Source organism: Nonomuraea sp. NPDC003560 (genome assembly GCF_042878785.1).
GTDB lineage: Bacteria > Actinomycetota > Actinomycetes > Streptosporangiales > Streptosporangiaceae > Nonomuraea.
In genome coordinates this window covers 463,747-486,351 of record NZ_JBIAOF010000006.1, presented here as the reverse complement: position 1 = coordinate 486,351, position 22,605 = coordinate 463,747, and the positions used below count along the sequence as shown (strand labels likewise).

Here is a 22,605-nt window from a genome sequence, read left to right as displayed (position 1 = left end):
GTGCGCAGGAAAGTCCGACTGCCGGCCATGTTCCGTTCGGGCCGAACAGGCGATGATCGACTACACCCCGATCGGCCCGCACAGACTGCCGGCCCGCCACCATCCGGGACCGGCCCCCGCCGCGCGCCCGGACGGCGGGCGGGGTGAGGGCCGCGGTGCCGTTCTTCCGGTGCCTCCTGTCGGGCGGGACGCCGTCCGGCATCGTGCCCCGTGATCAGGAGGGTCGGTGACCGCGATCAACGGTGGTTGGGCGGTCGTAGACGCCGACCGCCCACTCGCCGGGCTGTTCGCCGACCTCCGCCGACAGGCGTTCGAGCACGTCCGGACGGGGAAGTGAGGCGCTGGCCGCCGGCTCGTCGCATGTCGCCCCCTTCCGGGACGGCAGGCAGCGGCCGAGTTCTTCGGCGACCCTGACGACGGGGGCGTCCGCGGGGAAGACCCATACCTGGATCGTCTGGCGGCCCTTGAGCCATTTGGTCGGTGCCGACAGCCGGTCGTGGTGGCCGCCCACCCCGGCGCCGCACCGCCCGGACGTGCCGCCCGATTCGCCGCTCCTGAGCGGGACCCTGACGACGACCCATGCTCGGGGATCAGCACAAACCACCTTGTAACCGGTGGAGAAGCTCGTTGGTGTGAACGTCACGCTCTGGCGGACGCCTGTCGTACCGAAGCGCTGGGTGTGGATGAGGGGAAGGGTGAACTTCTCGGCTCCCAGCGCTACGGGGAACGTCTTGGGCAGCTCCGGGGGCGTCTGGATCCGCGCCGAGCTGGGCGGCGCGGCCACCGCGGCCTGATCGGTCCGGTCGGGGCCCGTCAACGTGACGGCAGCGACGGTGGCGACGGCCAGCACCCCGACGTTCAGCGAACGTCGGACCCGCCGCATCCGGCGGCCTCGGCGGACGATCGCGTCGAGGTGGGGGACCGGTTCCCTGCTGTTCGCGTCATGGGCGTACGTGTCCAGGAGCGTGCGCAGGTTGCTCTCCGTGTGCCTCATCGCTGGAGCTCCTTCAGATTCATGGTGCGGATGTCCGGATCGACGCGCAGACGGGTCAGCGCCCTGCCGAGCTGGCTCTTGACCGCGCCCAGCGAGCAGCCGATGATGTCGGCGATCTGGGTGAGCGTCCGTCCCTCGAAATAGTGCAGGACGATCACCGCCCGCTGACGGGGCGACAGGGTGGCGATGGCCTTCCACAGCGCCGCCTGGTCCCCCACGGCGGCCGCGTGGTCCTGCGGGTCGGCCGTCTCGGGCAGGGTTTCGACCGGCACCTCGCCACGCCACAACCGACGCCACCAGGTGGCGTGGGTGTTGACGATGATGCGATAGACGTACGGATCGGGGTTGCCCTCGATCCGCCGCCAGGCCACCCATGCCTTGGCCAACGCCGTCTGCACCAGGTCCTCGGCGGTGCCCCAGTCCCTGGTGAGGAGGTACGCCATCCGGCACAGCCGTAGATGGCGATGCGCCACGTACTGGGCGAACCCGTCGTCCATCAGTCATCTCCGTCTCGTCGTCTCCGGCGATGACTACAACGTGGGTGGCACGTACGGATGACAGGCACGCGCTGGAAAGCGCCGGAGACCGTCACCACTCTCAGGGCAGCCTGACGACCTGAACCCTGTGGATCAGACCGGAAGAATACCCGGCTCCTCCAACGGATCGTCGCTGCTCAAGCAGCACGTCATACGCTGTGATCATGTCGGTCACCCCTGACTGGAGTGGGCCCATGACCAGTTCAGAGGAACTTGAGCGAGAGAACGCGATAGTTCTGGATGCGGTCCAAGCATTATTGGGACTTATTTCTGCTGACGTCATTGCGGTCGCAGTCTGCGTGGAGACGGAACGCGTCGGATTGCATTTCTGGGATCGACGCCGTACCAGTGAACTCGACGAGGACATCGAGGATGCGATTTTCGAGCTCGACGCTCTTCTCTCTGGAGACGGCCCCCGCATCGAGTCACGAATCCATGACGGGCCACCTGATTCGACGATGCTGCGTTCGTACGGTCGGATGATCTATTGGGCGAGGTGCTAGGCGCGCTGTAGCTCAACCGCGTTCCCCGCGCCCCCACCAGCCCTCTGATTTGCCCCCATGTCGAACCGCTCACACCTGAGCCCAAGATCATCGAACGTACTCCGGGGCCTGGAGTGGTCAACGGTGACGGACAGCCGCTTCAATGCGCAGAGTCAACCCAACCAGGACCACGAGCGTGAAGACTCCAAGGACCTGCCAGGGTGGCTCACCCTCTGCGAAGAACAGGGCTCCTACGCAAAGAGCCAGGCCCAGCACCAGGACAACGGTGCCACACACGCGGAGGGTATCGATCTTGTCCGACTCGGTGGGCGGGGTTGTATGGAGCATCGTTCACCTCGTCCCTACCGCGGTCATGGCGAGAGCATCCCACGTTGATCCACGATCCGAAAGTGCGTAGTTTGCCGCATCTACGCCCCGACTGGTCCATGCCTCAGATTGGCAGCAGACCGCAATCACACCGCCCCCAGCAATATGCGACGGCCAACTACGCGTGGCGATCGTCAAGGCTGCACCTGTACGACGGCATTGGGCCAGGTTGGAGCGTTCGGTTCATACGTGCGGGGCCGGCCCGGTGTCCCGCCATTTGATCGAGGAGCCGATGGCCCGCATGGGCCGCACAGCACCAGCGCCACCCTCACCTGCCAGCACTCCACGGACGAACGTCAACGCGAAGTAGCACGCAAGTCCGACGAGCTTACTTGTGGATTTCTCCTGTGAAGTGAATACGCTGCCGGAATGGTCACGGACAATGGGACGTCGGAATCGCAGTTCCCGCCGAAGCGGGTGGTTGGTCAGGCGCGTGGCTGGTATCGAGGTGACTGCCATGTGCATTCGGTTCTCTCGAACGGTGGAGAGCTGACGCCGGAGCAGCTTGCGGCCGGCGCTCGTGCGGCGGGGCTGAACTTCATCGCGACCACTGAGCACAACACCGCAGATGCGCATGGTGCGTGGGGTTCGCTCGTCGGCGACGACCTGCTGGTGATCCTTGGCCAGGAGGCCACCAGCCAGACCGGGCACTGGCTGGCGCTCGGCATCAATCCGGGGCAGCTGGTCGACTGGCGGTACGGCGTCCGCGACGACGTGATCGGCAAGCATCTGGATCAGGTACATGAGGCTGGTGGCCTTTGCGTGGCGGCCCACCCGCATGCGCCGTACCCCTCTGGTGGCTTCATGTACTCGTTCGAGGGATTTGATGTGGTGGAGGTGTGGAACGGGCTTTGGCTCTCCGATGAGCCTTGGCAGGCGGACAATGCGGCAGCACTGGCCGAATGGGGCCGGGGCCTGGCCGTCGACATCCGCCGTGGACGGTGGCGACCTGCGATGGGCAACAGCGACACCCATCTGGAGGGCCAGATCGGCAGACCGCACACCGTCGTGCTGGCTGAGGAACTGAGTGCGGACGCGGTCCTCGCCGGCATCCGTGCCGGCCGGAGCTGGATCGCCGAATCGGCCACGGTTGAGCTGTCGCTCCAGGCCTTTGCTGGTGATGGCAGCGCCGATATCGGGGGGCGGCTGGATACCTACGGCGAACCGGCGGTGGTCCGGGTGGACGTCTGTGGTGTGCCGTCCGGCATTGTCAGCTTTCACACCGATCGAGGGACGGTGCACCGCGCAGCATTGCCAGGCGATGGATCAGGTGTCTTGGAGTGGCATACCAATGCGGAGGAATCGTCCTTCGTCCGCGTTGAGGTGCGTCATCCCAACGAACACATGGCGGCGCTCACCAACCCCATCATCCTGAGCTGAGACGACGAAGGGAGCCCAGGTAGGCGCCCACTACGGAGCCGAGATGGACGCCCTCGACTCCGGCAGCGACGCACACGTCTCGGCCCACCGACGCTACGTCGAGACCCTGCGTTCCTACCGCAACCGCGACGGCGGCTTCTGGGTCGCCGCCACCGACCCCCTCGCCGCCGACCAGGCCCTCACCGGCAACATGCCCGCCAACCGGGTACGCGCGGCCGCCCTGCTCAGCGACGGCGCATCCCTCCTCGTCGACCGCTTCCACCTGGCCACCTGGCGCGAAGCCCTCGACGTACTCGACCAGCACGGGCCGGCGAACCTCATCTCTCAAGTCCGGGCCGCCGAACACTCAGACCCGCACGGCGAACGCTGGCCCCGCGGCAAGACCTACGACGACGCCACCGCCGCTCACCTCTCATTCACCACGACGGAATAGGCACGTGATGTTGTCGTGGCGGCGGCCGAAGGCGGCCACCAGGACGCTGGTGGCCATGTGCTCCAAGTACCACCCCTGCCCCTCGATCTCCTCGATGAGCTCACCGATCTCGGGGAGAGTTCTCCCTTCGGGCGCCTTGTCCAGAGGGGCAGTGAACCGGGCGATGAAGACCCGCCGCCCCGCCGCATAGGCATGTCCGGCAGCCATGACAACCTGCTGCTGGCTAGGGCTAGCCCCACGAAGCACCATTAATGACGCACCTTTCTGCCATTCATCGAGGGTTGCCTCGATTTGACATGCAAAGGGCATAATCCCAGCCCAAGGCGACTGAGCACAGCAAAAATTCAGACCCCTTAGCCGCAGCCCCCTATTCGCCACTCCGAGAAGTCGACCACCAGTGGCGACACCCCGGACAGGTGGGGGGAATCTGGCTTTCGTCCTCCACGTAGCTACCTGGACAGCTCCTCCGAGCGAACCGATCGCACCCGAGCCGCGCTGCCCTCTCAGGACCCCACAGATGAACGCCAGATCAGAAGCCCAGGCTGATGCGGACGCCGTGTTCAGAGGGTGATGGACGGTCGTCGCAGTGAGCCCGTGTGCGGGGACGTTGCGGTCAGGGCTGCTGTCATCGCGCTTGCTGGACCATGACCTTCGTCCACTACTGTCGCCCGAGTCGATCTACCGGCAAGCAGGAGAACGGAAGCTGTCGTGGGGCAGACACCTCATGCGGAGACGAACCTTCTCGCAGGGGCACTCCGCGCCGGGGCGGTCCTGGCCGTCTCCGGGCCGGTCATCCTGAAGACCTCCCGGATCAGCGCGGCAGAGCTGAACATCGGGATCTGCCGGGGAGCCGACTTCGTCATTCCCTTCCTCATGACGACAAGTGCATGGTGGCAGCTGCTCTCGTGGGCCGAACTCCTGCTGCCTGTGGTCCTGGCAGGTCTCCTGCTGCGCGCCTCGCCACGGACCATGCTCTTCGAGGTCGCGGCGATCAGCATGCCCGGACGTTCCTTGAACACCTTCGGACCATAGACGAACCGCTCTACGCCGCCTTCGTGCTCATGCTCGTCCTCGGCCTCCGGCGTGGTGAAGTCCTCGGCCTCACCTGGGACAGCATCAACCTCGACGGCCAAGAGCCGTGAATCTCTCAGCAGCTCAACCGCGTCCACGGAAAACTGCTCCACCGCGACACCACCAAAACCACCGACTCAGACGCCTCGCTGCCGCTCCCGGCCTTGTGCGTCACCGCGCTCAAGCACCGACGCCGGGTCCAGGAGGGAGCTCGCAAGCTCAACGCCAGCCTAGATCTCTAGCCCCGCAGAACCCTAGTCATGCAACGCATCAGCGGAGGCCATTCCCATGGCTAGAGGATGGTCTCCGCTGCGGTTTGAATCGTCCCGGGTTCGGTGGAGACTTGATCTCTTGAGAGGATCGAGTCCATGCCAGGTAAGTCTCCCTACCCCGCCGAGCTTCGCCGCCGAGCGGTGCGGATGGTCGCCGAAGTACGACCGGATTACCCGACCGAGTGGGCCACGATCAACGCGGTCGCGACCAAGCTCGGTATCGGCACCGCGGAGACGCTGCGCACCTGGGTCCGCCAGGCCCAGATCGACGAGGGCAGCCGGCCCGGCTGAACAACCGCCCACGCAAGTGCCTCGGCTACCGAACCCCGGCCCAATGTGTTGCCTTGACTCTTTGAATCTAAGTCGGCTTTCTTCGCGGCCGAGCTCGACCGGCCACACACGCACTCGTGACCTTCATCGACCAGCACGCCGGCGTGTTCGGTGTCGAGCCGATCTGCCGTGTCCTGACCCAGCACGGCTGCCCCATCTCCACCAGCACCTACTACGCCGCCAAGAACCGACCGCCCTCGGCTCGCGCCCTGCGCGACGCCGACCTGGACGAGCACATCACCCGCATCCACGCCGACAACTACGGCGTCTACGGCGCCCGCAAGATCTGGCATCAGCTGCAGCGCGAAGGGCACCAAGTGGCCCGCTGCACGGTCGAACGCCGCATGCGCGCCCTTGGCTTGCAGGGCGCGCGTCGCGGTAAGAAGGTGCGCACCACCGTGGCCGACCCCGGCCATGAGCGGGCGACCGACCGGCTCCAGCGCGACTTCACCACGACTCGGCCGAATGCGGCGTGGGTGGCCGACTTCACTCACGTGACCGCCTGGTGCGGCGTCGTCTACGTCGCCTTCGTGGTCGACGTCTACTCCCGGGCGATCGTCGGCTGGGCCGCCTCGCTGACCAAGCACACCACGCTCGTACTCGACGCCCTGGACATGGCCCTGTGGCGGCGGGAGCGTATCGGCCGGCCAGTCGAGCCGGGGCTGATCCATCACAGCGATGCCGGCAGTCAATACACGTCTTTCCGGTTCACCACGCATCTGCTGGCGGCCGGGATCGACGCCTCCGTCGGCAGCGTCGGCGACGCGCTCGACAACGCCCTGATGGAATCGCAGATCGGCCTCTACAAGACCGAGCTGATCAAGCCCCGAGGACCCTGGCGCAGCCTGGCCGACGTCGAGCTGGCCACCGCCGAATGGGTCGCCTGGTTCAACGCCACCCGTCTGCACTCAGCGATCGGTCACCTACCACCAGAGGAGTTCGAAGCTCTCTACTACACTCAACATCAGCCCAACGAACCCGCCGGAATCAACCGTTGAGGTCTCCATCGAAGTCGGGGCGCTTCAGTTCTAGGCGTGGGCCATCTGCAAGTCGCCTCCCCAACTTCGGGCGATGACAGCTCCACCCTCGAACTCGAAGGCCATGCGCATGCGTTGGCCGGACAAGTCATCGAACTCCTCGACCAAGCGCCGCAACCGCTGACCGATGTACCTCACGAAGGGAACTTCATCGGGAGCGGTGATCACATCCACGCGACTGCCCAGCTCCTCCATCACGTAGCCCTCCCCCGGCTCCTCGGGGTCGATCCTGAGTTCCCAATCAGCGGCCACACCTAGGTTGACGGTCAACGTCTCGAATCTCAGCCAGACCTCGCCTATGACCGGGGCTTCAGATCGATGTGTGAACTGACTTGCTAACACGCTCGCCAAGCGCAGATTCTCCAGGGCAGTCGCATCCACCGGATCAGCCTAATCCGTAGCCCATCGATGGGCATGGGCTGCAGGGTTGCTGTATGGCGCTGCTGTACGGAGATCAAAAAAGGCCCTCCCGGATCATCCGGGAGGCCTTTGAGCTGGGAGCCGCCTTGGGGATTCGACCCCCAGACCCCTTAATTACGAGTGAAGACACGATCGACGAGAAGACATACGCAAGATACTCAAGTGCCTTGGAGATCATTTAGAACGCCGGAGACAGAAGGACCTTTCACAGTAGGCCACCTGTGACCGGGGCGGCTTTCGCAATTCACGGCTTCGTACAGCAACCGCTCTCTACCCTGCCATCGACAAGGCTCGTAACGTCAGCAGTCATGGCAGACGTCGTGATTTGGGTGAAGCCCTACGAACGCAAGAATCACAACCCAGGCACAGAGGGATACAAAGGCCTGTGCGGCTGGCACGGAACGACCTCCGGTCGAGGACCGTGTCGCAACGAGCCATACGCGAGCGTGAAACTGAACTACGCGAACTACCAGCCAGTTCAGTCGGCCTGCGTCCAAGCCCTCAAGGAGATCTCACAGCGCTACGGCTTCCCCATCCCGCAAGAGCAGAGCGTGCGCGCAGACGATTGACGCCGTGGCTGGGCCTCGCAGCCATACAAGATCGAAAAGGCCACTTCCCGATCACGAGTAGTGGCCTTTGACCTGCGGTGGAGCCTAGGAGATTCGAACTCCTGACACCTGCTTGCAAATCGGCCTGATCCTGAAGGACAACAGCCTCGACCTGCGCGGGAGACAGTCCGCGAGTGACCGCGATCAACCGCTGTTGACCGCCCTTAATGGCACGCTAATGGCACGACGATCACGCTCGCCACCTGGGCACTCCGCCCAACGCGAGGACCCCGTCCTCTGATCGTCCCGTCTACCGTCGACCCGCCCGAAGGGAAAGCCGGCCAGAGCCGATGGCGGGCGCGATGATCAGGCTTGCACCTCAGCCACCTACCGCGTTGATACCCGGCATGACGACCATCCCGGAGCCGGAGCGCCCTCGCCGGAGGCAAGAGCACCTGGCTGCGCTTCACACGCGAAAGCACCTCGTGGTCAACTCAGGGAATGTCGGCGATCGTCACATCCATCATTGCGGTCACAGGGACCCTCTTAGGTTCTCTGATGACATTTCTGCTCCAGCGACGTTCCATCGACAGATCGGAAAGGTTCGCTCGAGCGGAGCGGCTTCGAGGCGAGCAGATCAAGATCTACAGCGACTTTGCGCGTACAATCCTGGACTTCCGCAGTGCCCAACGACGGGCCTGGAGTGAGCGGGCCAAGGACGACAGGAACAGCGAGGCCTACCGCACGGCGGTGGATGAGGTCTTGCGCGCACGTGCAGCGGGGTGGACGGCTCTGTATCAGGTAGAACTGATCACAGAGGATGTCGAGATCAGACGACTCGCGAACCACGCCATGGAGTTGGTCAAGAGCATGAACAAGGCCGAGACCTCGGATGAGGTGAAGGCTTTGACTCCGGAAGTCCGCGTGGCGGTGGAGGACTTCGTCCGTGCGGCCGGCGTCATGGTGCGGAAGGTGTAAGTAGGCGTGATCCGAGCGCGGACGCGTGCGGGAACGGCCCTCAGGCCGCACGCGTAGCGTGGGGCCGCGCTCGGGCGGCCACTCGGGCGGCGGCGAGATGCGCCTGGGCCCGCTCAAGTCACGAGCAGGACGCCGGACGGTGAGCATCCCGGCAGTCGTCATCCCGTACTGACCGAACACCTGGCCACCTACGTCGCCCCACCGGGCGATGCCTTCGTCTTCCTAGGCAAGCGCGGGGCCTTCCTGAGGGGCGGCAACTTCAGACGCGAGGCCAAGTGGGCGAAAGCGCTCAAGGAGATGGACGCACAGGGCCTGCACTTCCTCGACCTCCGCCACACCGGCAACACCCTGGCCGCCCAGTCAGGGGCGAGCCTGACCGACCTGAAGGCTAATGGCACGAACGCCGCTTCCCGTGATCAGAGAAGCGGCGGTTTGGCTGGTGGAGCCTAGGAGATTCGGCAGGCCGGGGCTTAGGAACGTGTGAGCGGCCATACAAAACTCTAGGTCGACGGACAGGCGCATCCAGGCGGTTAGCCAGAAGGATCCCGATGGGCGGACATCGGAATCCTGGTCGATGGACACGTAATGCCTTGATCTTGCCGTTACTACCGTAGTTCCTGGAAGCACGACAATGACTGACCGCGATCAAGAGAAACGCGATGCGCCGGCTTATCCCGAGATGTGGCGATCCTGCTTTGCGACGGCTGGCCACCGCGCAGGACGAACCCGATGACCTCGCCGCTGTGGGGCGTCCGTACCGTCAGCGTGCCGGTGAGGTGGTGTCCGAGAGTCAGCCGGCCTGATCACCGGATCGGACCAATCGGTGTTCCCAGACCAGGGCCGCGACGATACCGACGGCATAGGCGACCAGGTCCCATGGGTCGGGGAACGCGCCGACCAGGACACCGCCGATGCCCGGCGGGGTCATGCCGACTATTTGGTAGAACTCGACGGCGACGGCGATCGCGGCCGTGGCCAGGGTGCGGCGTGCGGCGGTGGTGCGCCACAGCAGGCCCAAGAACGCGTAGACCAGCATGGTGGCGGCGACGTCGCTCACGTAGCCACGGATGAACGGTTGTCCCGGGCCCCGGTAGAAGAGGACGAACGCGCCGACGGCGAGGGCGACGCCACCCAGAAGGACCATGGCGCGGCGCATGAGATTGACATCTTCTCCGAATCTCAACGATCAGGACGAACCTGATCATAGAGCTCGTCACCTATGGCGCATGCTCATTGCGTCAGGTCGGCGACCGCGGCGGAGTGCCATGGCCACGGCATGCCAGCACGCTGGCACGTAGTGACGATTCATCCGGAATGCAGCCATCGCTCATCCCCGCCCCACCGAATCGACACGCGCGTGCTCGCTGCTCGACTCATGCAGACGGCTTCTCAGACATTCTCGGTGCGTGACGACGGTATGGCTGCCAGGGCCGTCTGCGCTCCTGACATCCATGACCACGCCGTCCCCTGCCGGGCTGAGGACGGTGGGCGTACCGCAGAAATCGCACAGCCACTGAAAGCTGTGAAGGTCCTGAGATCGAATCGTCAGACGCGCCCACGCCGGCGGACTCCATCGACGGATCTCTTGCACCACGGCGTCCACCTCCGTCCCCACAGCCGGATACTCGCCAAGCCACGCCCGTCCGGCGCCGGAGGGACTGTCGATCGCCGCGCCATCGATCGATGCACCGATGCCCTCGTGACCCACGATCTCCACCATGACGCCCCATGGGTGCTGCTGGGTCACTCGAACCCGGACCCGTTGACCAGGGACCAGGTCTGTTCCTGCGGCATCGAATCGCTGCACGAGATCATTGTGTCGCAGGGGCGTGTTGAACCGTTCGCCCACCTCGTTAAGCAGGGCGAACGATAGCTTGAGCTCCTCTAGGCAGAGCTGACGGTTTTACATCTGGTGACTGCTCCGGCCCCGACTTGGCCTTCCGTCTGCAACAGGACTGAAGCCCCAACGCTAAGGGAGATCTCCGGACGCGAACGCAGAACCTGCGGATCAGCACCGTAACTCCGAGACAGGTCCTCGTGGCATCGCTGGATCCCAAACGAGGGGCGAGACGTACCTGTGTTGTAAGACCCGTCGATCAACGTGAGCTACAGATAGGAACCGAAGTGGTCGGCCACGGTGTCTGCCACGACTTCCGCATCGTCGGAGCCATCGACCTCCAGGACTCGGATGCCCAAGCGGCAAGCGGAGCGGACCGCCTCATCTGCGACGAGTCGGTCTCGGGCAAGCCGGTTCTCCTGAGCTCGCTCAGGGTCGCTCACCTGGAGGCGGAGGCTGCCGGCACGGGGCAGTTCGCGTAGCTGGCGCTGACGGAATGCTTCGCTCGGCACCATGACGATCATCCGACAGGGCGAGTCGATGATGGGAGCGACCAGTTCGGGACGCAATCCCCAGCCTTCGGCAACGACAGGTCGCCCCGACACCAGGCCGCGCAGGTCGTCCAACGCCCACTCGAACCGCGCGGGAAAGCCGGCCAGGGTCTCGTCGGCCATCTCTTGAGGGGTGGTGTTCACCCAGACGGTCTCCGGGTCAGGATCCGCGGTGGGCTCGCCAAGTCGCACTCGACGGGCGATCCGACGGTCATTGTGTGCGCGCGCGTCGTGGTAGTCGTAGTGATAGGCGGTCAGCCCGTGCCGGATGGCCAGCACCCTGGCAACGGTGGATTTCCCGGCCCATTGCCCACCTCCGATCCACAGGGCATTGCGGAGGGTGCCGAACGGATCCCAGACCTCGCTACTTGTGGCGTTCACGGATACAGCTTGGCGAAGGCATAGGCCAAGAAACAGTCTTGTTGTGCTTGCCCACCCGGATGATGATCGTAGAGAGGGAACCGCCACCCTCTCCACTTACAACGTTTTCGGAACGCACCTGGTGTCGCATCGTCCTCTGCCCCCTGCATGACCGGACCGCAATCAGCCGGTTCAGGGGTCAACTCGCAGACCAGCCATCGATCGCCTCCGACCATGCACGGCGGCCAGCCATGCCGTGGCGATCGTGTGGGCTTCGTCGGTGCGGCGGCGCGGCAACCATGGTCGGTGCGCCCGGTTCGTACGACGCAGCAGGCGTGTGGCCCCCGGCCCGGTGTCCCGCCGCCGTCCAGGACCGGCCCCAGGCCGCACGCCCGGACGGCGGGCGGGCGGAGGGCCAGCGGTAGGCGTGCCTGCGCTTGACGAGCTAGCAAGGGGAGCCCTGAGTACATCGGGCACGCAGCGGGCACGACCCCAGAACAAGGCCCGCTGAAGATCAAAAGCCCAGGCCATTGACCTGGGCTTTTGTATGAGTGGAGCCTAGGAGATTCGAACTCCTGACATCCTGCTTGCAAACGGGAGCCAGTCACAAGGCGGGGCGCTTTTTCGCCTGGCCAAGCGGTAGGTGATCGCTGGTGAAGCGTGCTGCTGGACGTCGGCGTTGCTGTACTTCGCTGCTGTACAGCAGTCAGGCAGGCGACCAGCCCGCTTATCCAGTGGCAAGCCGACCCGGAGCGCAGGGCCGCCAGGCCCGAGCACCGGAAGCGGCGCGGCAGCCTGCCCTTCAATCGCTGCATCAGTTTTGGCGACCGTCCGTCCGCTTCCTACCGCCTCCTGCTCCTTGCCCTGGACGTTTCATGATCCATGCCTCAATCACGTCACGCTCCCACACGGGTGTTCGACCGATATACCGCGGCTCTGGCAGCACCCCTCGGTAGCGATACGACCGGATCGTGGCAGGGGTTACTCCCAAACGTTCCGCAACGTCAAGCACCGTCCAAAAGTCGCGTTCCAATTTGCCGCCCAATGGCCCCATCAGTCTTCTTTGCGCGCCGACTGTCCACAACCATACCTACGCCCCGTCGTCCAAGCGAAGATCGTACTGCTAACCTTATCTATGTCACATAGACGAGGATGAGAGGGCTCAGATGTCGACGCGCATCAGAGTTGAAGGCGATTCGTACAGGAGTGCCCATAAGCGCGCTGAGGTCTATACCCTTAGGCCGTCAGGTTCCTGGCTGCGACCAACGTCTCAGGCCGGGACTGAAGACGGTCAAGGAGAGGACGCAAGGGTGGTCAACGAGCGCACGACGGAGGACATCGTCCGCCAGCATCTCAGGGCTCACGGTGTCGCCGGCCAGCGGGTGGAGGAGCAGACGAGCTCTCATCCGCAGATCAAGCGCGCGCTCGCCAGTGCAAGCAAGACCGGCAGTGGCGTGGGCAAGCCTGAGTTCTTGATCTCATTCCCGGAGACCTATCCCAAACTAGTGATCGTCATCGAGTGCAAGGCGAACGCCGCGAAACACGAAAGCCCTTCTCGAGATAAGTTCGGAGAGTTCGCTGTCGATGGTGTCCTGCACTATTCGTCACACCTTGCTCGACACTTCGACGTAGTTGGCATCGCCGTCAGCGGGACTGCTAGTGAACATCTAAAAGTGTCAACGTTCCGACAGCTTAAGGGCGCCGATGCTGCAACAGCGCTCCCTTCGCCTCATGGGCCAGTCGATCAGCTTTTGCCAGTACAGAACTACATTGAACTCCTAACGTGGGATCCGGCAGTACGGGCACGCAATGAAGCGGAGCTAATCGCCTTCAGTCGAGTTCTGCATAACTATATGCGGGACTACGCAAAGCTCTCAGAGCCAGAGAAGCCACTAGTGGTATCTGGCATTCTGCTTGCTCTTCAAGATCCAGTTTTTAAGCGTAGCTGGTCCGACTACGGACCCAAGCACCTCGCACGTGAACTCTATAGTGCTATCGATCGTGTTGCACAAGAGGCAGATTTCAATGACGCCAAGCGTGAAATCATGCTCGATCCCTACCGATTCATTCGTACTCATCCTGAACTGAGCAGGCCTAACAACGAAGGAGAGACTCCGCTCTATCGTCTTGTGGACGATATCGATGAGCACGTAAGCCCCTTCCTTGATGCTTATCACGACGTTGATGTGATCGGCCAGTTCTACGGCGAGTTTCTTCGCTACACAGGCGGTGACAAACGAGGGCTTGGAATCGTTCTTACGCCGCGCCATCTGACAGAGCTATTCGCAAAGATTGCGGCTGTCGGCCCCGAGGACACCGTCGTCGATACCTGCGCTGGGACCGGCGGCTTTCTGATTGCCGCCATGGCAGAGATGGACGTTAAGCTAGGTAATGATGTCGAAGGCCGTCGACGTATCCGCGAAGAACAACTCATCGGAGTAGAGCAGCAGCCGCACATGTTTGCTCTGGCCGCGTCGAATATGATCCTGAGAGGAGATGGCAAGGCCAATCTTTACCGGGCCAGCTGTTTTCAGCCTGATATTATCGAAAAACTTTCAAAGGGCGTAGACCGCCGGCATAAGCGGCCGAATGTCGGCCTAATCAATCCTCCTTACTCCCAGAAGGGAGAGGGACTGCATGAACTAGACTTCGTAGCTGTACTGCTGCAATGTCTTCAGCCGGGAGGCGTGGCGGTAGTTGTTGTACCAATGTCATGCGCGATCATGCCGCATCCCAAAAAGAGTGAGCTGTTGGAGCAACATACGCTTACTGCGGTGATGTCACTGCCCAACGATCTATTCGCGCCTGTCGGCACCGTAACCTGCGCAATGGTCTTCAAGGCCCACCAGCCTCATGTCCACGCTCCTGCGCCCACGTGGTTTGGCTATTGGAAAAACGATGGCTTCGTAAAGACAAAAGATCGCGGACGTATCGATCTCAACCAAGAGTGGGAGTCGATCCGCGACGCCTGGCTGACGTCCTATCACAGCCGGGCAGTTGTCCCTGGCAAGAGCGTTCTGCGACGAGTATCAGCTGACGATGAGTGGTGCGCCGAGGCCTACCTTGAGACGGACTACAGCAGCCTTACGCAAGCGGACTTCGAAAGAGACCTCCGTAAATATGCGCTTTATAGGTTGATGCAAACGAGAACGTCATCGTCAGAGGAAGTCGAGGGGGAAGAGTAGCATGCCCCGAGTGATGGACCTCTTCGTGGTGCACTATGGGCACTCTCTCGAACTCAATCGTCTGGAGAAAGATACAGGGCCAAGGGCGATAGCATTCGTGTCCAGGACTGCGCGAAATAATGGGGTTTCCGCGCGGGTCAAGAGAATTGACAGCCTAGCCCCCGCTCCTGCTGGAGCCCTATCCGTTTCATTGGGCGGGCGCAACTACGCTCTCGAGACGAGTCTCCAAGTAAATCCATTCTATTGTGGTCGAGATGTGAGCTACCTACTCCCTAAGTATGACATGAGTGTCAAGGAGAAGTTGTGGTGGGCAGCCTGCATCCGAGCGAATCGATACCGATTCAACTATGGACGGCAGGCTAATAAGACCCTTCCTCATTTGGTGCTCCCCGATGAGGTTCCTGAGTGGGTCGAAAAGTCAAAGCTTCCCGTGTTTGATCGGCAATCGGCAGGGGTAACTCATAACGATCTCGCTCTCGACGTCGCATCCTGGAAGGAATTTCGATTCTCCGATATCTTCACCCTTGTCCGGGGAATACGGTACATTCGGAGGGAACTAGCGGAGGGGGCCACCCCATACATTAGAGCGACTGCAGACAAGAATGGCGTAAGTCAGTATGTGGATCTTCCGCCGAACTCTCCTGGCGGACTGATTACGGTCTCTAGCAATGGGAGTGTCGGCGAAGCTTTCTATCAGCCGGAACCTTTCGTCGCTTCCGATGACGTGGTAGTTCTCCATCCGAATGAGCCAATATCTGAAGCGGCCTGCATGTTCTTGTGCACCGTAATCCGCACGGAGAAGTATCGGTATAATTATGGCCGGAAGTGGTTTACGGCCCGAATGCGAGAGTCCGTCATCAAGCTTCCTGTAACGTCGTCAGGTAGTCCTGATTGGGAATTCATGGAGAGTTATATAAGGTCGCTCCCCATATCGTCACTCGCACTTTCGGACAATATTCCCCCGTCGCTTTCCGCGCGTGGGTGACGCTGGCCGCGACCGGCCGAAGAGCCGCAGCGCGGCCAGCGACCGCCCAGACGCGCGCCGGGCGCCGCAGGCGGACGGCCTTGAAATCGTAGGGAAAGTTCTCATCCGGTTGTGAAGCACGCCCTCTGACCTGCTGTTTCGTCAACTTCTCCGGCGCTGGCGATGCTGTTCAGGCTGGGGGTAGCACCTTCGGGTGCAGTCCGGACTGAGTCAGCCGGCCCCCTTCGACGTACGAGGCCAGGTTGGCCAGCGAGGAGGTGATCCCGGCTTCGTGCACCGCCTGGTTGATGCCGGGTGGTACGCCTGTGGCGGTAACGGTTACTACGGTTCCTTCGCCGGCGGCGGCCAGGTGCCAGGTCATCGTCATGGTGCCAGCGTACGATGGGTCATCGGCCTCGAACACTGCCCGCTGCACCACGCGCTCCGGTGGAACCAGTTCGGCGAACGCGACGTCGACGACGTCCGTCGCGTCTGACGTCTTGCCTGGGCTGTCGGTGGGGTCGAGGTACGTGAGGACCATCCGGAACCCGCCACCAGGCCGGGGATCCCACCGCTCGATCCGCCCGCGCATGCCGTCCGGCGGCAACCAGGCTTCGAGGGACTCCCGGTCGAGCAGGGCGCCGTAGACGGTCGCCGGTGGTGCCGCGATCAGCCGGCTGGCGCGGTCAATCCTGGCCACGGCCCGAGTCTAAGGCCGAAGCTCTCCAGGACCATCCTCGTCGAATGACGGAGACCAGCGCCTTTGAAGGTGTCGTGGACAGATCCCCCCTCAGGGTGTCACTCGAGATGGGCAGGCATGACTACTGTGGGGACACGATGGAGCCCTTGCCGGGCTTTGTGGTGATCAGCTCTCGTTCCCTGAGCGCTTCCATCGCCTTGCGGATGGTCACTCGTGCGACGTCGAACTCCTCCTGCAGCTTCACCTCGGAGATGAGGGTGAGGGGCGGGTAGGTGCCATCGCCGATGCGCTCGGCAACGACGTTGGCTATCTGCTCCCACTTGTAGAGCCGCGGGTCCCATTCGATCACGGGACGACTCTAGGTATCCCTGCACCTAACGGCATAGAACAGGCATGGCTAGCAATGCTATAGACAGGCTAGGACAGGCTGGGATAGGTTTTGGTCATGGCGTTGGTGAGTGGCTGTGCGGAGTCCCGCCGGGTGGGGCTCCGTTCGGGCGCTTCGGTCTGCCACTCCGCGAGGACGCGTTGTGCGGCTGGAGACAGCTCCTCGTTCACCAACGCCTGTTCATCGATCGCGACATCCGCGAGCACTGCCGGCGCCGCGCCGGCGATCGCGCGTTACGAAGGACGGTGAGCCCGGTGACAGAAGTCGGAGACCTTCACAGTACGCACCCCGCCTCGCCTCGACCGCACGCGGTGTCGGTGAGGTGGCTCCCAGCCGAGCAACGCCCCGATGGCACTCGGGTCCTGAACTACACCTGCGAATGCCGGTCGCCCGTCTTCGAGCATTGCATGGCCGGCGGGCAGAGCTTCATCCGGCGCTACGACCGGTCCGCCCCCTCCCCGAACGTCGTGGAGAGCCCGCGCATGCGGGTCGCCGATGCCATGACGCTGTGGCGACAGCTCATGCGAGGGGAAGCGAGGTAACGACGCGCGGATCCGGCGAGCCATGCACACGTAGCGTCACTTTCTGAAATCGATCAGTGACGAGCGTTTCCGCAGGTCGAAGGCCGACCTGCGGTTTCGCATGCCCTTCGACTGGCAGTTTTTCTGCCAGTGACGCAGGTCACCCGTCTTATCGTCGAAGCAGGCGACGACGAGAAGGAGGGGCGGCGACGTGGCAACAGAGTACGTGACGCAGGGCCAGCGGATCGCGCGGGCTCGTCACCGCAGGGGCTGGGATCAGGCAACCCTCGCCGAGAAGGTCGGCCGATCTGTCTCCTGGCTGTCGAAAGTGGAGAACGGGCGGATGCCCCTGGACCGGATGAGCGTCGTCGGGCAGCTCGCCGAGGCGCTCGGGGTGGAGGTCGGCGAGCTGACGGGCCAGCCGTACCAGCACGAGACGACGGAGCTCGACTCCGGGCACGCGGCCGTTCCGGGGCTTCGGCTCGCGCTCCAGCAGGCGTCGTTGCCCAGCGGGATCGGGCTGCCGGTGCGCGGGGAGCCGCGGACGTTGCAGGAGCTGGAGGCGAACGTCCGCCTGGCGGAGCAGCTTCGTCAGGACGCCAAGTTCACCGCCCTCGGTGAGGTGCTGCCCAGGATCCTCACCGACCTGATCGCGATCATCAACGGCTCCTCGGCCGATCGCGACCGGGCCGAGGCGCTGATGCTGCGGGCCTGCCATATGGCGCGGGTGTCGTCGAACCTGCTGGGTCACCATGATCTCGGCTGGACGGCGGTACAGCGCGAACTCGTGGCCGCACAGCACGTCGGCTCACCCGATCTGATCGCGGCGGCGAGTTGGGACCTGTGCGGGGTGTGGCTGCACGAAGCGCAGCTCGACCCGGCCAAGGACGCGGCCCTGTCGGCACTGGACCAGATCGAGCCGTACGTGAGCGGAGACGACACGATCAAGGCGATGTGGGGTGCCCTGCATCTACGGGCCGCCGTGGCGTACTCCCGGCTGTGGGACCAGAGAGAGGCGGAGAGCCACCTGGACGAGGCCCGCCGCGTCGCCGAGGTCCTGCCGCGGGACGGCAACGCGTTCCAGACCCAGTTCAACCGGGTCAACACCACCATTCACGCCGTCGAGGTCAGCATGGAGCTGGGCCGGCCTCGTGAGGTCATCTCGCGGGCCGAACACGTCGAGATCGCTGAGATCGCCTCGTCCGAACGCCAGGCTCACTACTGGACCTGCACCGCGGCGGGCTACCACATGAACAGAAAGGACAACGAAGCCGCAGACGCTCTGCTCCGTGCCGACCGGATCGCGCCTCAGCACGTCCGGAACCGTCCGTTGGTCCGCAACATCGTGCGCGACCTGCGAGACAGCGGCAAGCTGCATCGTCAGCGCGAGATTCTCAACCTCGCGAAGGTGATGCGGCTGCTCTGAGCACGACGAACGGAGGGCTATCCGCGCAATGGCTCCTCACCCGGCAGGTAACCCGGGGACGCTTCGGCGTTCTGCCTACACGATGGGGTGATACGTGGGTCTTAGCGAGACTGAACGACAGATCCTGCTTCGCGAGCTGGCGGAGATCGCGGTCGACCTGACCGAACTCCAGCGGCGTGCGATGAGGGTCTCTACTCGGCTTGATCAGGGCGAGTCCGAGCGTCCAGCTCGTCCAGCCTGACCGTCAGCTTGTTCATGTGCTGACGGATCTCGCGCAACTGCTCGGAGATGATGCGGAACTCTTCGCTGTGCTCGCCAGGGGCGGGGACGGCCTCGACGTCGTCAGGGGTGCGGGTGACGAAACTGCCCGCCCCCTGGCGGGTCTCGATGAGCCCTTCATCGCGGAGTACGGCCAGGGCGTTGCCGATGGTCATCATGGCCACGCCGTACTTCTCTGACAGCTCACGTGCTACGGGGAGCTGCTCTCCCACTGCATACCGGCCTGAGGCGATGTCGCGCCGAATGTCCTCGGCAATCCGCAGGTACGGCCGGCGCCGGTCAGTGGTTGCCATGCACTCAATTTTAGCGGTTCTAGGTGCCTAGGTCTCTGGGCAACCTGTAAGGAATCTCGAAGCGCTTTAGCGATCTCGGGTTACAGAGCTAGATACCTAGGTATCTTTGTAACTAGCTCAGTCACTCCAAAGGAGACCAGCTCTCATGCGCACCATCCCGATCCCCGTCGACACCTCCAAGCTCGTCATCACCTGCGTGAAGGCGCCGAAGCCGCGCCTGGTCAACAAGGACACCGGCGAGATCAAGACCGACAAGAACGGCAACACCGTCTACGAGATCACCGTCTCGGTGGAAGACGAGTTCGGCCGGATCGAACTCGTCAAGATCGGCACTTCGGGGGAACCCCCGATCGCCGCCGGTCAGCAGGTCAACCCGTCCGGCATGGTCGGCTACGTCTGGGAGATCGCGGGCCGGTGGGGCATCTCATACCGCGCCGCCACCCTCCTACCGGCAGACACGGAGCCGCTCCGTGTCTGACACCACGCTCCTCGCGCTCGGGGTCCTGGCCGCTGCGGCGGCCGGGCTCTGGGCCTGGCGCCGCTGGCACTACCCGTCGTTCTGGCTTGTGGCAGCCTTCCCGCTGGTCGCGATCAGCGTACGGGCGAGCTGGCGCAAGGTCGCCCTCGGCTGCCACCTCACCAAGAAGCGGCAGCGCTTCTGGTTCACCACCGTCCCCGGCCTGGTCGCCTCGACCGGCGTCGTCCGCGTCCGGCGCAAGTGGCAGCGCATCGCCGTGGACACCAAACCGTTCATGTGGCTGCCCAAGCCCACCCGCTACGGCTGGCGCGTCACCCTGCACACCTTGGAAGGACAGATCCCCGCCGACTACGCCGACGCCGCCGAACGGCTCGCCCACTCGTGGGGCGTGCACGCGATCCGCGTCTCGTCCCCTCGTCCTGGACGAGTCGTCCTGTCTGCCACCGTCCGCGACCCACTCGTCCGAGTCGAGACTCTGCCGACCTCGCCCGAACTGCTCAAGGTCACCGTGGGACGCCTGGAGACCGGCGGCCCCTGGACCATCGACTTCAGGACCGTCCCGCACTGGCTCAACGCCGGAGCAACCCAGTCCGGCAAGTCCAACCTCGCCAACGCTCTGGTTCAAGGGCTAGCTCCACAACCGGTCGCCCTGGTCGGCTTCGATCTCAAGGGCGGCGTGGAGTTCACCCCGTACAGCCCTCGCCTGTCGGCGCTGGGCACCACACGACCTGAATGCGTCGGCCTGCTGGACGACCTCGTCAGTCTGATGACTGGCCGGATGGCCCAGTGCCGGAAGGCCGGCGCCCGCAACATCTGGCAACTCCCGGACGATCAGCGGCCTGTGCCCGTCGTGGTCCTGGTCGACGAACTGGCCGAGCTGTACCTGATGGCCGACAAGTCGGAGAAGGACGAGATCGCCAAGACCTCGACAGCCCTACTGCGGGTCGCCCAGCTCGGCAGGGCGTTCGGCATCTACCTGTTCTGCTGCGGCCAGCGCATCGGCTCCGACCTCGGACCCGGCGTCACTGCTCTCCGTGCTCAGTGCTCCGGACGGATCTGCCACCGCGTCAACGACCCCGAAACCGCCACCATGACCCTCGGCGACCTCGACCCGGCGGCCCTTGCCTCGGCTCGTGCCATCCCCGCCGAGACACCGGGCGTCGCCATCGTCGCCTCACAGGACGGCCAGTGGTACCGCGCCCGCTCCTACTACGTCGGCGAACAAGCCGCCGAACTCGCCGCCTCGACCTACGCCGACCGCTCACCTGTCTGGGCCGACGTGGTCGCCGGCCACGCCGCCCAGGTGAGCGACACCGATCTCGCCGAGTTCCTCAACTCCATCCCTGACCCACGAGAGGCCTGAACTCCGATGCGACGCCTCGCCCACTGGCTGCTCGACACCGGCCCCGTCCTCGTCCTGGCCCTCATCGCCGGAGCCGGGTCTTTCACCCACATCCGCGACACCGCCAGCGACCACGGACAGTCCGGCTGGATGGCCTGGGCGATCGCCGTCTGCATCGACCTCACCTGCGTCATGGCCGCCCGCGAGCGGCAACGCGACAAGAAGACCGCCCGCGTACGGCGTGGCCTGATCTCCTGGCCCGTCCTCGTCCTGACCGGAGGCATTGTCCTGTCCCTGGCCGCCAACCTCCAACAAGCCGACCCGACCGCCTGGGGCTGGATCACCGCCGCCACCCCGGCCGCCGCCTTCCTCGTCGCCGTCTCCATGCTCGAACGCCGGACGTCCGGCCCGCGTCCCGACTCGTCCCCAGAGGTCTTCGGGACGTCCCCGGAAGACGTCCCCGCGTCCCCACCGCGTCCCGACGCCCCCGTAGCCGTCCCGTCCGCAGACCGTCCCGCCCTCGTCCCCGCCCAGGGGCGCCAGGACGAACACCCCGGACCGTCCCCGGCACTGGTCGACTACGCCCGCCGCGTCGCCGACGAACACCACACCCGACACGGCAAGCCCATCACCCGCGACGTTCTCCGCGCCCGCCTGGGCGTGTCCGAACAACTCGCCTCCGACCTGATCCACACCTTGCGCACCGTCCCAGTGACCATCTGAAAGGCGCACCACCATGAACAACGACCGAGACGCCCTCATCGCCGGACTCATCTCCATGGCGGGCTTCCTCAAGGCCCACCCTCAGATCCCGACCTCGATAGCACCCGTCACCCTCCGCGCCTTCCCCGACAACGGCTCCGACCACGACATGCGCGCCGAGGTCGACAAGGTCGCCGCCCTGCTCGGCACGGAGATCGACCCCCACCACCTGCCCCATGACCACTACATGACCGGCATCGGCTTCGGACCGGTCCGCTACGAGTTCATCGCCATCCTCGCCGCCGCCCGCGCCCGCTATGCCGCCGAAGACAGCTACCGCGACTGCATCCAGATGGACACCAACCAGGAGCCCTGACCATGCGCATCCGCCTCGAAGGCAACCGCGCCGAACTCACCCTCGGCATGATCCACCTACGCCAGATCTTCACCGTCACCAGCATGTCGCGGGCCTTCCCCGACAGGAGCCGGCCGCGGAACTACCGCCTCTACGTCACCATCACACCGCGCAAGGACCACCGCCCATGACGACCGAAGACCCCTGGACCGACTGGCCCGACATCCTCGCCGCCGTCTCGCTCGCCTACGGCCGCTGCTGCACCTGCAACGGAAGGGGCCTCGACGGCGACAGCGACACCTGCCGCGACTGCGACGGCAGCGGCATCGACAACCACGGCGCATAACGCGCAGCGC

At 64.2% G+C, this 22,605-nt stretch carries 27 protein-coding genes and 1 pseudogene; 16 read left to right on the top strand and 12 right to left on the bottom strand.

The window, feature by feature from the left end; translation table 11 throughout:
* Window positions 1–214: 214 nt before the first annotated feature.
* Complete coding sequence (locus ACFYUV_RS25960; protein ID WP_387671919.1) at window positions 215–994, bottom strand: hypothetical protein; 780 nt, start codon at window positions 992–994, stop codon at window positions 215–217.
* Window positions 991–1,491 carry a SigE family RNA polymerase sigma factor gene (locus ACFYUV_RS25955; RefSeq protein ID WP_387671916.1) on the bottom strand — a complete coding sequence of 167 codons (501 nt, stop codon included), beginning with the start codon at window positions 1,489–1,491 and terminating at the stop codon, window positions 991–993. Before ACFYUV_RS25955 ends, ACFYUV_RS25960 begins: the two co-directional genes overlap by 4 nt.
* Window positions 1,492–1,724: 233 nt before the next feature.
* On the opposite strand from ACFYUV_RS25955, the gene ACFYUV_RS25950 reads away from it, so the two are divergent.
* The 3 genes from ACFYUV_RS25950 to ACFYUV_RS25940 all read left to right on the top strand — a co-directional run bounded on the left by ACFYUV_RS25950 (window position 1,725) and on the right by ACFYUV_RS25940 (window position 4,212).
* Window positions 1,725–2,033 carry a hypothetical protein gene (locus ACFYUV_RS25950; protein ID WP_387671913.1) on the top strand — a complete coding sequence of 103 codons (309 nt, stop codon included), beginning with the start codon at window positions 1,725–1,727 and terminating at the stop codon, window positions 2,031–2,033.
* Window positions 2,034–2,768: 735 nt separating this feature from the next.
* Window positions 2,769–3,779 carry a CehA/McbA family metallohydrolase gene (locus tag ACFYUV_RS25945; RefSeq protein ID WP_387671910.1) on the top strand — a complete coding sequence of 337 codons (1,011 nt, stop codon included), beginning with the start codon at window positions 2,769–2,771 and terminating at the stop codon, window positions 3,777–3,779.
* A gap of 43 nt (window positions 3,780–3,822) precedes the next feature.
* Window positions 3,823–4,212, top strand: coding sequence for a hypothetical protein (locus tag ACFYUV_RS25940; RefSeq protein ID WP_387671907.1), 390 nt, complete (start codon window positions 3,823–3,825; stop codon window positions 4,210–4,212).
* On the opposite strand, the gene ACFYUV_RS25935 is transcribed toward ACFYUV_RS25940, so the two are convergent.
* Both ACFYUV_RS25935 and ACFYUV_RS25930 read right to left on the bottom strand, forming a co-directional pair.
* Window positions 4,192–4,419 carry a hypothetical protein gene (locus ACFYUV_RS25935; RefSeq protein WP_387671904.1) on the bottom strand — a complete coding sequence of 76 codons (228 nt, stop codon included), beginning with the start codon at window positions 4,417–4,419 and terminating at the stop codon, window positions 4,192–4,194. The two genes, ACFYUV_RS25940 and ACFYUV_RS25935, sit on opposite strands and share 21 nt — an antisense overlap.
* A 515-nt stretch (window positions 4,420–4,934) precedes the next feature.
* A complete protein-coding gene (locus ACFYUV_RS25930; RefSeq protein ID WP_387671901.1) occupies window positions 4,935–5,381 on the bottom strand; it encodes a hypothetical protein in 447 nt (148 codons plus the stop codon).
* Window positions 5,382–5,651: 270 nt separating this feature from the next.
* Between ACFYUV_RS25930 and ACFYUV_RS25925 the strand changes: the two are divergent.
* A pseudogene (locus ACFYUV_RS25925) lies at window positions 5,652–6,883 on the top strand (IS3 family transposase).
* A 30-nt stretch (window positions 6,884–6,913) separates the two neighbouring features.
* Here the strand turns inward: ACFYUV_RS25925 and ACFYUV_RS25920 are convergent.
* Entirely contained in the window at window positions 6,914–7,303 is a 390-nt protein-coding gene (locus ACFYUV_RS25920; RefSeq protein ID WP_387671898.1) for a hypothetical protein, read from the bottom strand.
* Between the two features lie 347 nt (window positions 7,304–7,650).
* Here ACFYUV_RS25920 and ACFYUV_RS25915 point away from each other — a divergent pair, with 347 nt between their 5' ends.
* The 3 genes from ACFYUV_RS25915 to ACFYUV_RS25905 all read left to right on the top strand — a co-directional run bounded on the left by ACFYUV_RS25915 (window position 7,651) and on the right by ACFYUV_RS25905 (window position 9,318).
* A complete protein-coding gene (locus ACFYUV_RS25915; protein WP_387671895.1) occupies window positions 7,651–7,911 on the top strand; it encodes a hypothetical protein in 261 nt (86 codons plus the stop codon).
* A gap of 537 nt (window positions 7,912–8,448) precedes the next feature.
* Window positions 8,449–8,868: a hypothetical protein gene (locus tag ACFYUV_RS25910; RefSeq protein ID WP_387671892.1), complete on the top strand. Its 420-nt coding sequence runs from the start codon at window positions 8,449–8,451 to the stop codon at window positions 8,866–8,868.
* A 297-nt stretch (window positions 8,869–9,165) separates the two neighbouring features.
* Window positions 9,166–9,318: a hypothetical protein gene (locus tag ACFYUV_RS25905; protein WP_387671889.1), complete on the top strand. Its 153-nt coding sequence runs from the start codon at window positions 9,166–9,168 to the stop codon at window positions 9,316–9,318.
* A 340-nt stretch (window positions 9,319–9,658) separates the two neighbouring features.
* Here ACFYUV_RS25905 and ACFYUV_RS25900 read toward each other — a convergent pair whose 3' ends face one another.
* The 4 genes from ACFYUV_RS25900 to ACFYUV_RS25885 all read right to left on the bottom strand — a co-directional run bounded on the left by ACFYUV_RS25900 (window position 9,659) and on the right by ACFYUV_RS25885 (window position 12,670).
* Window positions 9,659–10,024, bottom strand: a complete 366-nt coding sequence (locus ACFYUV_RS25900; RefSeq protein ID WP_387671887.1) for a DUF2809 domain-containing protein — start codon at window positions 10,022–10,024, stop codon at window positions 9,659–9,661.
* Between the two features lie 171 nt (window positions 10,025–10,195).
* Entirely contained in the window at window positions 10,196–10,588 is a 393-nt protein-coding gene (locus tag ACFYUV_RS25895) for a hypothetical protein (protein WP_387671884.1), read from the bottom strand.
* Window positions 10,589–10,974: 386 nt separating this feature from the next.
* Complete coding sequence (locus tag ACFYUV_RS25890; RefSeq protein ID WP_387671882.1) at window positions 10,975–11,637, bottom strand: hypothetical protein; 663 nt, start codon at window positions 11,635–11,637, stop codon at window positions 10,975–10,977.
* A gap of 793 nt (window positions 11,638–12,430) precedes the next feature.
* Window positions 12,431–12,670, bottom strand: coding sequence for a helix-turn-helix transcriptional regulator (locus tag ACFYUV_RS25885; protein WP_387671879.1), 240 nt, complete (start codon window positions 12,668–12,670; stop codon window positions 12,431–12,433).
* Window positions 12,671–12,926: 256 nt separating this feature from the next.
* Between ACFYUV_RS25885 and ACFYUV_RS25880 the strand changes: the two genes are divergently transcribed.
* Window positions 12,927–14,801: a class I SAM-dependent DNA methyltransferase gene (locus tag ACFYUV_RS25880; RefSeq protein WP_387671876.1), complete on the top strand. Its 1,875-nt coding sequence runs from the start codon at window positions 12,927–12,929 to the stop codon at window positions 14,799–14,801.
* A 1-nt stretch (window position 14,802) separates the two neighbouring features.
* Window positions 14,803–15,786: a restriction endonuclease subunit S gene (locus tag ACFYUV_RS25875; RefSeq protein ID WP_387671873.1), complete on the top strand. Its 984-nt coding sequence runs from the start codon at window positions 14,803–14,805 to the stop codon at window positions 15,784–15,786.
* Window positions 15,787–15,955: 169 nt separating this feature from the next.
* On the opposite strand, the gene ACFYUV_RS25870 is transcribed toward ACFYUV_RS25875, so the two are convergent.
* The gene (locus ACFYUV_RS25870) at window positions 15,956–16,465 is read right to left on the bottom strand and encodes an SRPBCC family protein (protein WP_387671870.1); all 510 of its coding nucleotides are present in this window, start codon (window positions 16,463–16,465) and stop codon (window positions 15,956–15,958) included.
* Window positions 16,466–16,586: 121 nt separating this feature from the next.
* Entirely contained in the window at window positions 16,587–16,814 is a 228-nt protein-coding gene (locus ACFYUV_RS25865; protein WP_363943795.1) for a winged helix-turn-helix domain-containing protein, read from the bottom strand.
* Window positions 16,815–17,585: 771 nt separating this feature from the next.
* On the opposite strand from ACFYUV_RS25865, the gene ACFYUV_RS25860 reads away from it, so the two are divergent.
* Complete coding sequence (locus ACFYUV_RS25860) at window positions 17,586–18,800, top strand: helix-turn-helix domain-containing protein (RefSeq protein ID WP_387671867.1); 1,215 nt, start codon at window positions 17,586–17,588, stop codon at window positions 18,798–18,800.
* A 191-nt stretch (window positions 18,801–18,991) separates the two neighbouring features.
* Here the strand turns inward: ACFYUV_RS25860 and ACFYUV_RS25855 are convergent, their stop codons facing one another.
* Window positions 18,992–19,372, bottom strand: coding sequence for a winged helix-turn-helix domain-containing protein (locus ACFYUV_RS25855; RefSeq protein WP_352365802.1), 381 nt, complete (start codon window positions 19,370–19,372; stop codon window positions 18,992–18,994).
* Between the two features lie 145 nt (window positions 19,373–19,517).
* On the opposite strand from ACFYUV_RS25855, the gene ACFYUV_RS25850 reads away from it, so the two are divergent.
* From ACFYUV_RS25850 to ACFYUV_RS25825, 6 genes are read left to right on the top strand one after another with little or no spacing between them, the layout of a single operon-like run.
* Window positions 19,518–19,850, top strand: coding sequence for a hypothetical protein (locus ACFYUV_RS25850; RefSeq protein WP_357692955.1), 333 nt, complete (start codon window positions 19,518–19,520; stop codon window positions 19,848–19,850).
* Window positions 19,843–21,213 (top strand): FtsK/SpoIIIE domain-containing protein, encoded by a 1,371-nt coding sequence (locus tag ACFYUV_RS25845; protein WP_387671863.1) that lies wholly within the window; start codon window positions 19,843–19,845, stop codon window positions 21,211–21,213. Before ACFYUV_RS25850 ends, ACFYUV_RS25845 begins: the two co-directional genes overlap by 8 nt.
* 6 nt (window positions 21,214–21,219) lie before the next feature.
* Complete coding sequence (locus ACFYUV_RS25840) at window positions 21,220–21,915, top strand: DUF2637 domain-containing protein (RefSeq protein ID WP_387671861.1); 696 nt, start codon at window positions 21,220–21,222, stop codon at window positions 21,913–21,915.
* A 13-nt stretch (window positions 21,916–21,928) separates the two neighbouring features.
* Window positions 21,929–22,270: a hypothetical protein gene (locus tag ACFYUV_RS25835; protein WP_387671858.1), complete on the top strand. Its 342-nt coding sequence runs from the start codon at window positions 21,929–21,931 to the stop codon at window positions 22,268–22,270.
* 2 nt (window positions 22,271–22,272) lie between these two features.
* The gene (locus ACFYUV_RS25830; protein WP_177240695.1) at window positions 22,273–22,440 is read left to right on the top strand and encodes a hypothetical protein; all 168 of its coding nucleotides are present in this window, start codon (window positions 22,273–22,275) and stop codon (window positions 22,438–22,440) included.
* A complete protein-coding gene (locus ACFYUV_RS25825) occupies window positions 22,437–22,595 on the top strand; it encodes a hypothetical protein (protein WP_387671855.1) in 159 nt (52 codons plus the stop codon). The genes ACFYUV_RS25830 and ACFYUV_RS25825 overlap by 4 nt, the downstream gene beginning before the upstream one ends.
* Window positions 22,596–22,605: the final 10 nt, after the last annotated feature.

Coding starts and splice junctions, on each gene's coding strand:
- ACFYUV_RS25960 (WP_387671919.1), bottom strand. CDS start 994: ATGAGGCACACGGAGAGCAACCTGCGCACGCTCCTGGACACGTACGCC.
- ACFYUV_RS25955 (WP_387671916.1), bottom strand. CDS start 1,491: ATGGACGACGGGTTCGCCCAGTACGTGGCGCATCGCCATCTACGGCTG.
- ACFYUV_RS25950 (WP_387671913.1), top strand. CDS start 1,725: ATGACCAGTTCAGAGGAACTTGAGCGAGAGAACGCGATAGTTCTGGAT.
- ACFYUV_RS25945 (WP_387671910.1), top strand. CDS start 2,769: ATGGTCACGGACAATGGGACGTCGGAATCGCAGTTCCCGCCGAAGCGG.
- ACFYUV_RS25940 (WP_387671907.1), top strand. CDS start 3,823: ATGGACGCCCTCGACTCCGGCAGCGACGCACACGTCTCGGCCCACCGA.
- ACFYUV_RS25935 (WP_387671904.1), bottom strand. CDS start 4,419: ATGGCTGCCGGACATGCCTATGCGGCGGGGCGGCGGGTCTTCATCGCC.
- ACFYUV_RS25915 (WP_387671895.1), top strand. CDS start 7,651: ATGGCAGACGTCGTGATTTGGGTGAAGCCCTACGAACGCAAGAATCAC.
- ACFYUV_RS25910 (WP_387671892.1), top strand. CDS start 8,449: ATGACATTTCTGCTCCAGCGACGTTCCATCGACAGATCGGAAAGGTTC.
- ACFYUV_RS25905 (WP_387671889.1), top strand. CDS start 9,166: ATGGACGCACAGGGCCTGCACTTCCTCGACCTCCGCCACACCGGCAAC.
- ACFYUV_RS25900 (WP_387671887.1), bottom strand. CDS start 10,024: ATGCGCCGCGCCATGGTCCTTCTGGGTGGCGTCGCCCTCGCCGTCGGC.
- ACFYUV_RS25895 (WP_387671884.1), bottom strand. CDS start 10,588: ATGGTGGAGATCGTGGGTCACGAGGGCATCGGTGCATCGATCGATGGC.
- ACFYUV_RS25885 (WP_387671879.1), bottom strand. CDS start 12,670: ATGGGGCCATTGGGCGGCAAATTGGAACGCGACTTTTGGACGGTGCTT.
- ACFYUV_RS25875 (WP_387671873.1), top strand. CDS start 14,803: ATGCCCCGAGTGATGGACCTCTTCGTGGTGCACTATGGGCACTCTCTC.
- ACFYUV_RS25855 (WP_352365802.1), bottom strand. CDS start 19,372: ATGGCAACCACTGACCGGCGCCGGCCGTACCTGCGGATTGCCGAGGAC.
- ACFYUV_RS25850 (WP_357692955.1), top strand. CDS start 19,518: ATGCGCACCATCCCGATCCCCGTCGACACCTCCAAGCTCGTCATCACC.
- ACFYUV_RS25840 (WP_387671861.1), top strand. CDS start 21,220: ATGCGACGCCTCGCCCACTGGCTGCTCGACACCGGCCCCGTCCTCGTC.
- ACFYUV_RS25835 (WP_387671858.1), top strand. CDS start 21,929: ATGAACAACGACCGAGACGCCCTCATCGCCGGACTCATCTCCATGGCG.
- ACFYUV_RS25830 (WP_177240695.1), top strand. CDS start 22,273: ATGCGCATCCGCCTCGAAGGCAACCGCGCCGAACTCACCCTCGGCATG.
- ACFYUV_RS25825 (WP_387671855.1), top strand. CDS start 22,437: ATGACGACCGAAGACCCCTGGACCGACTGGCCCGACATCCTCGCCGCC.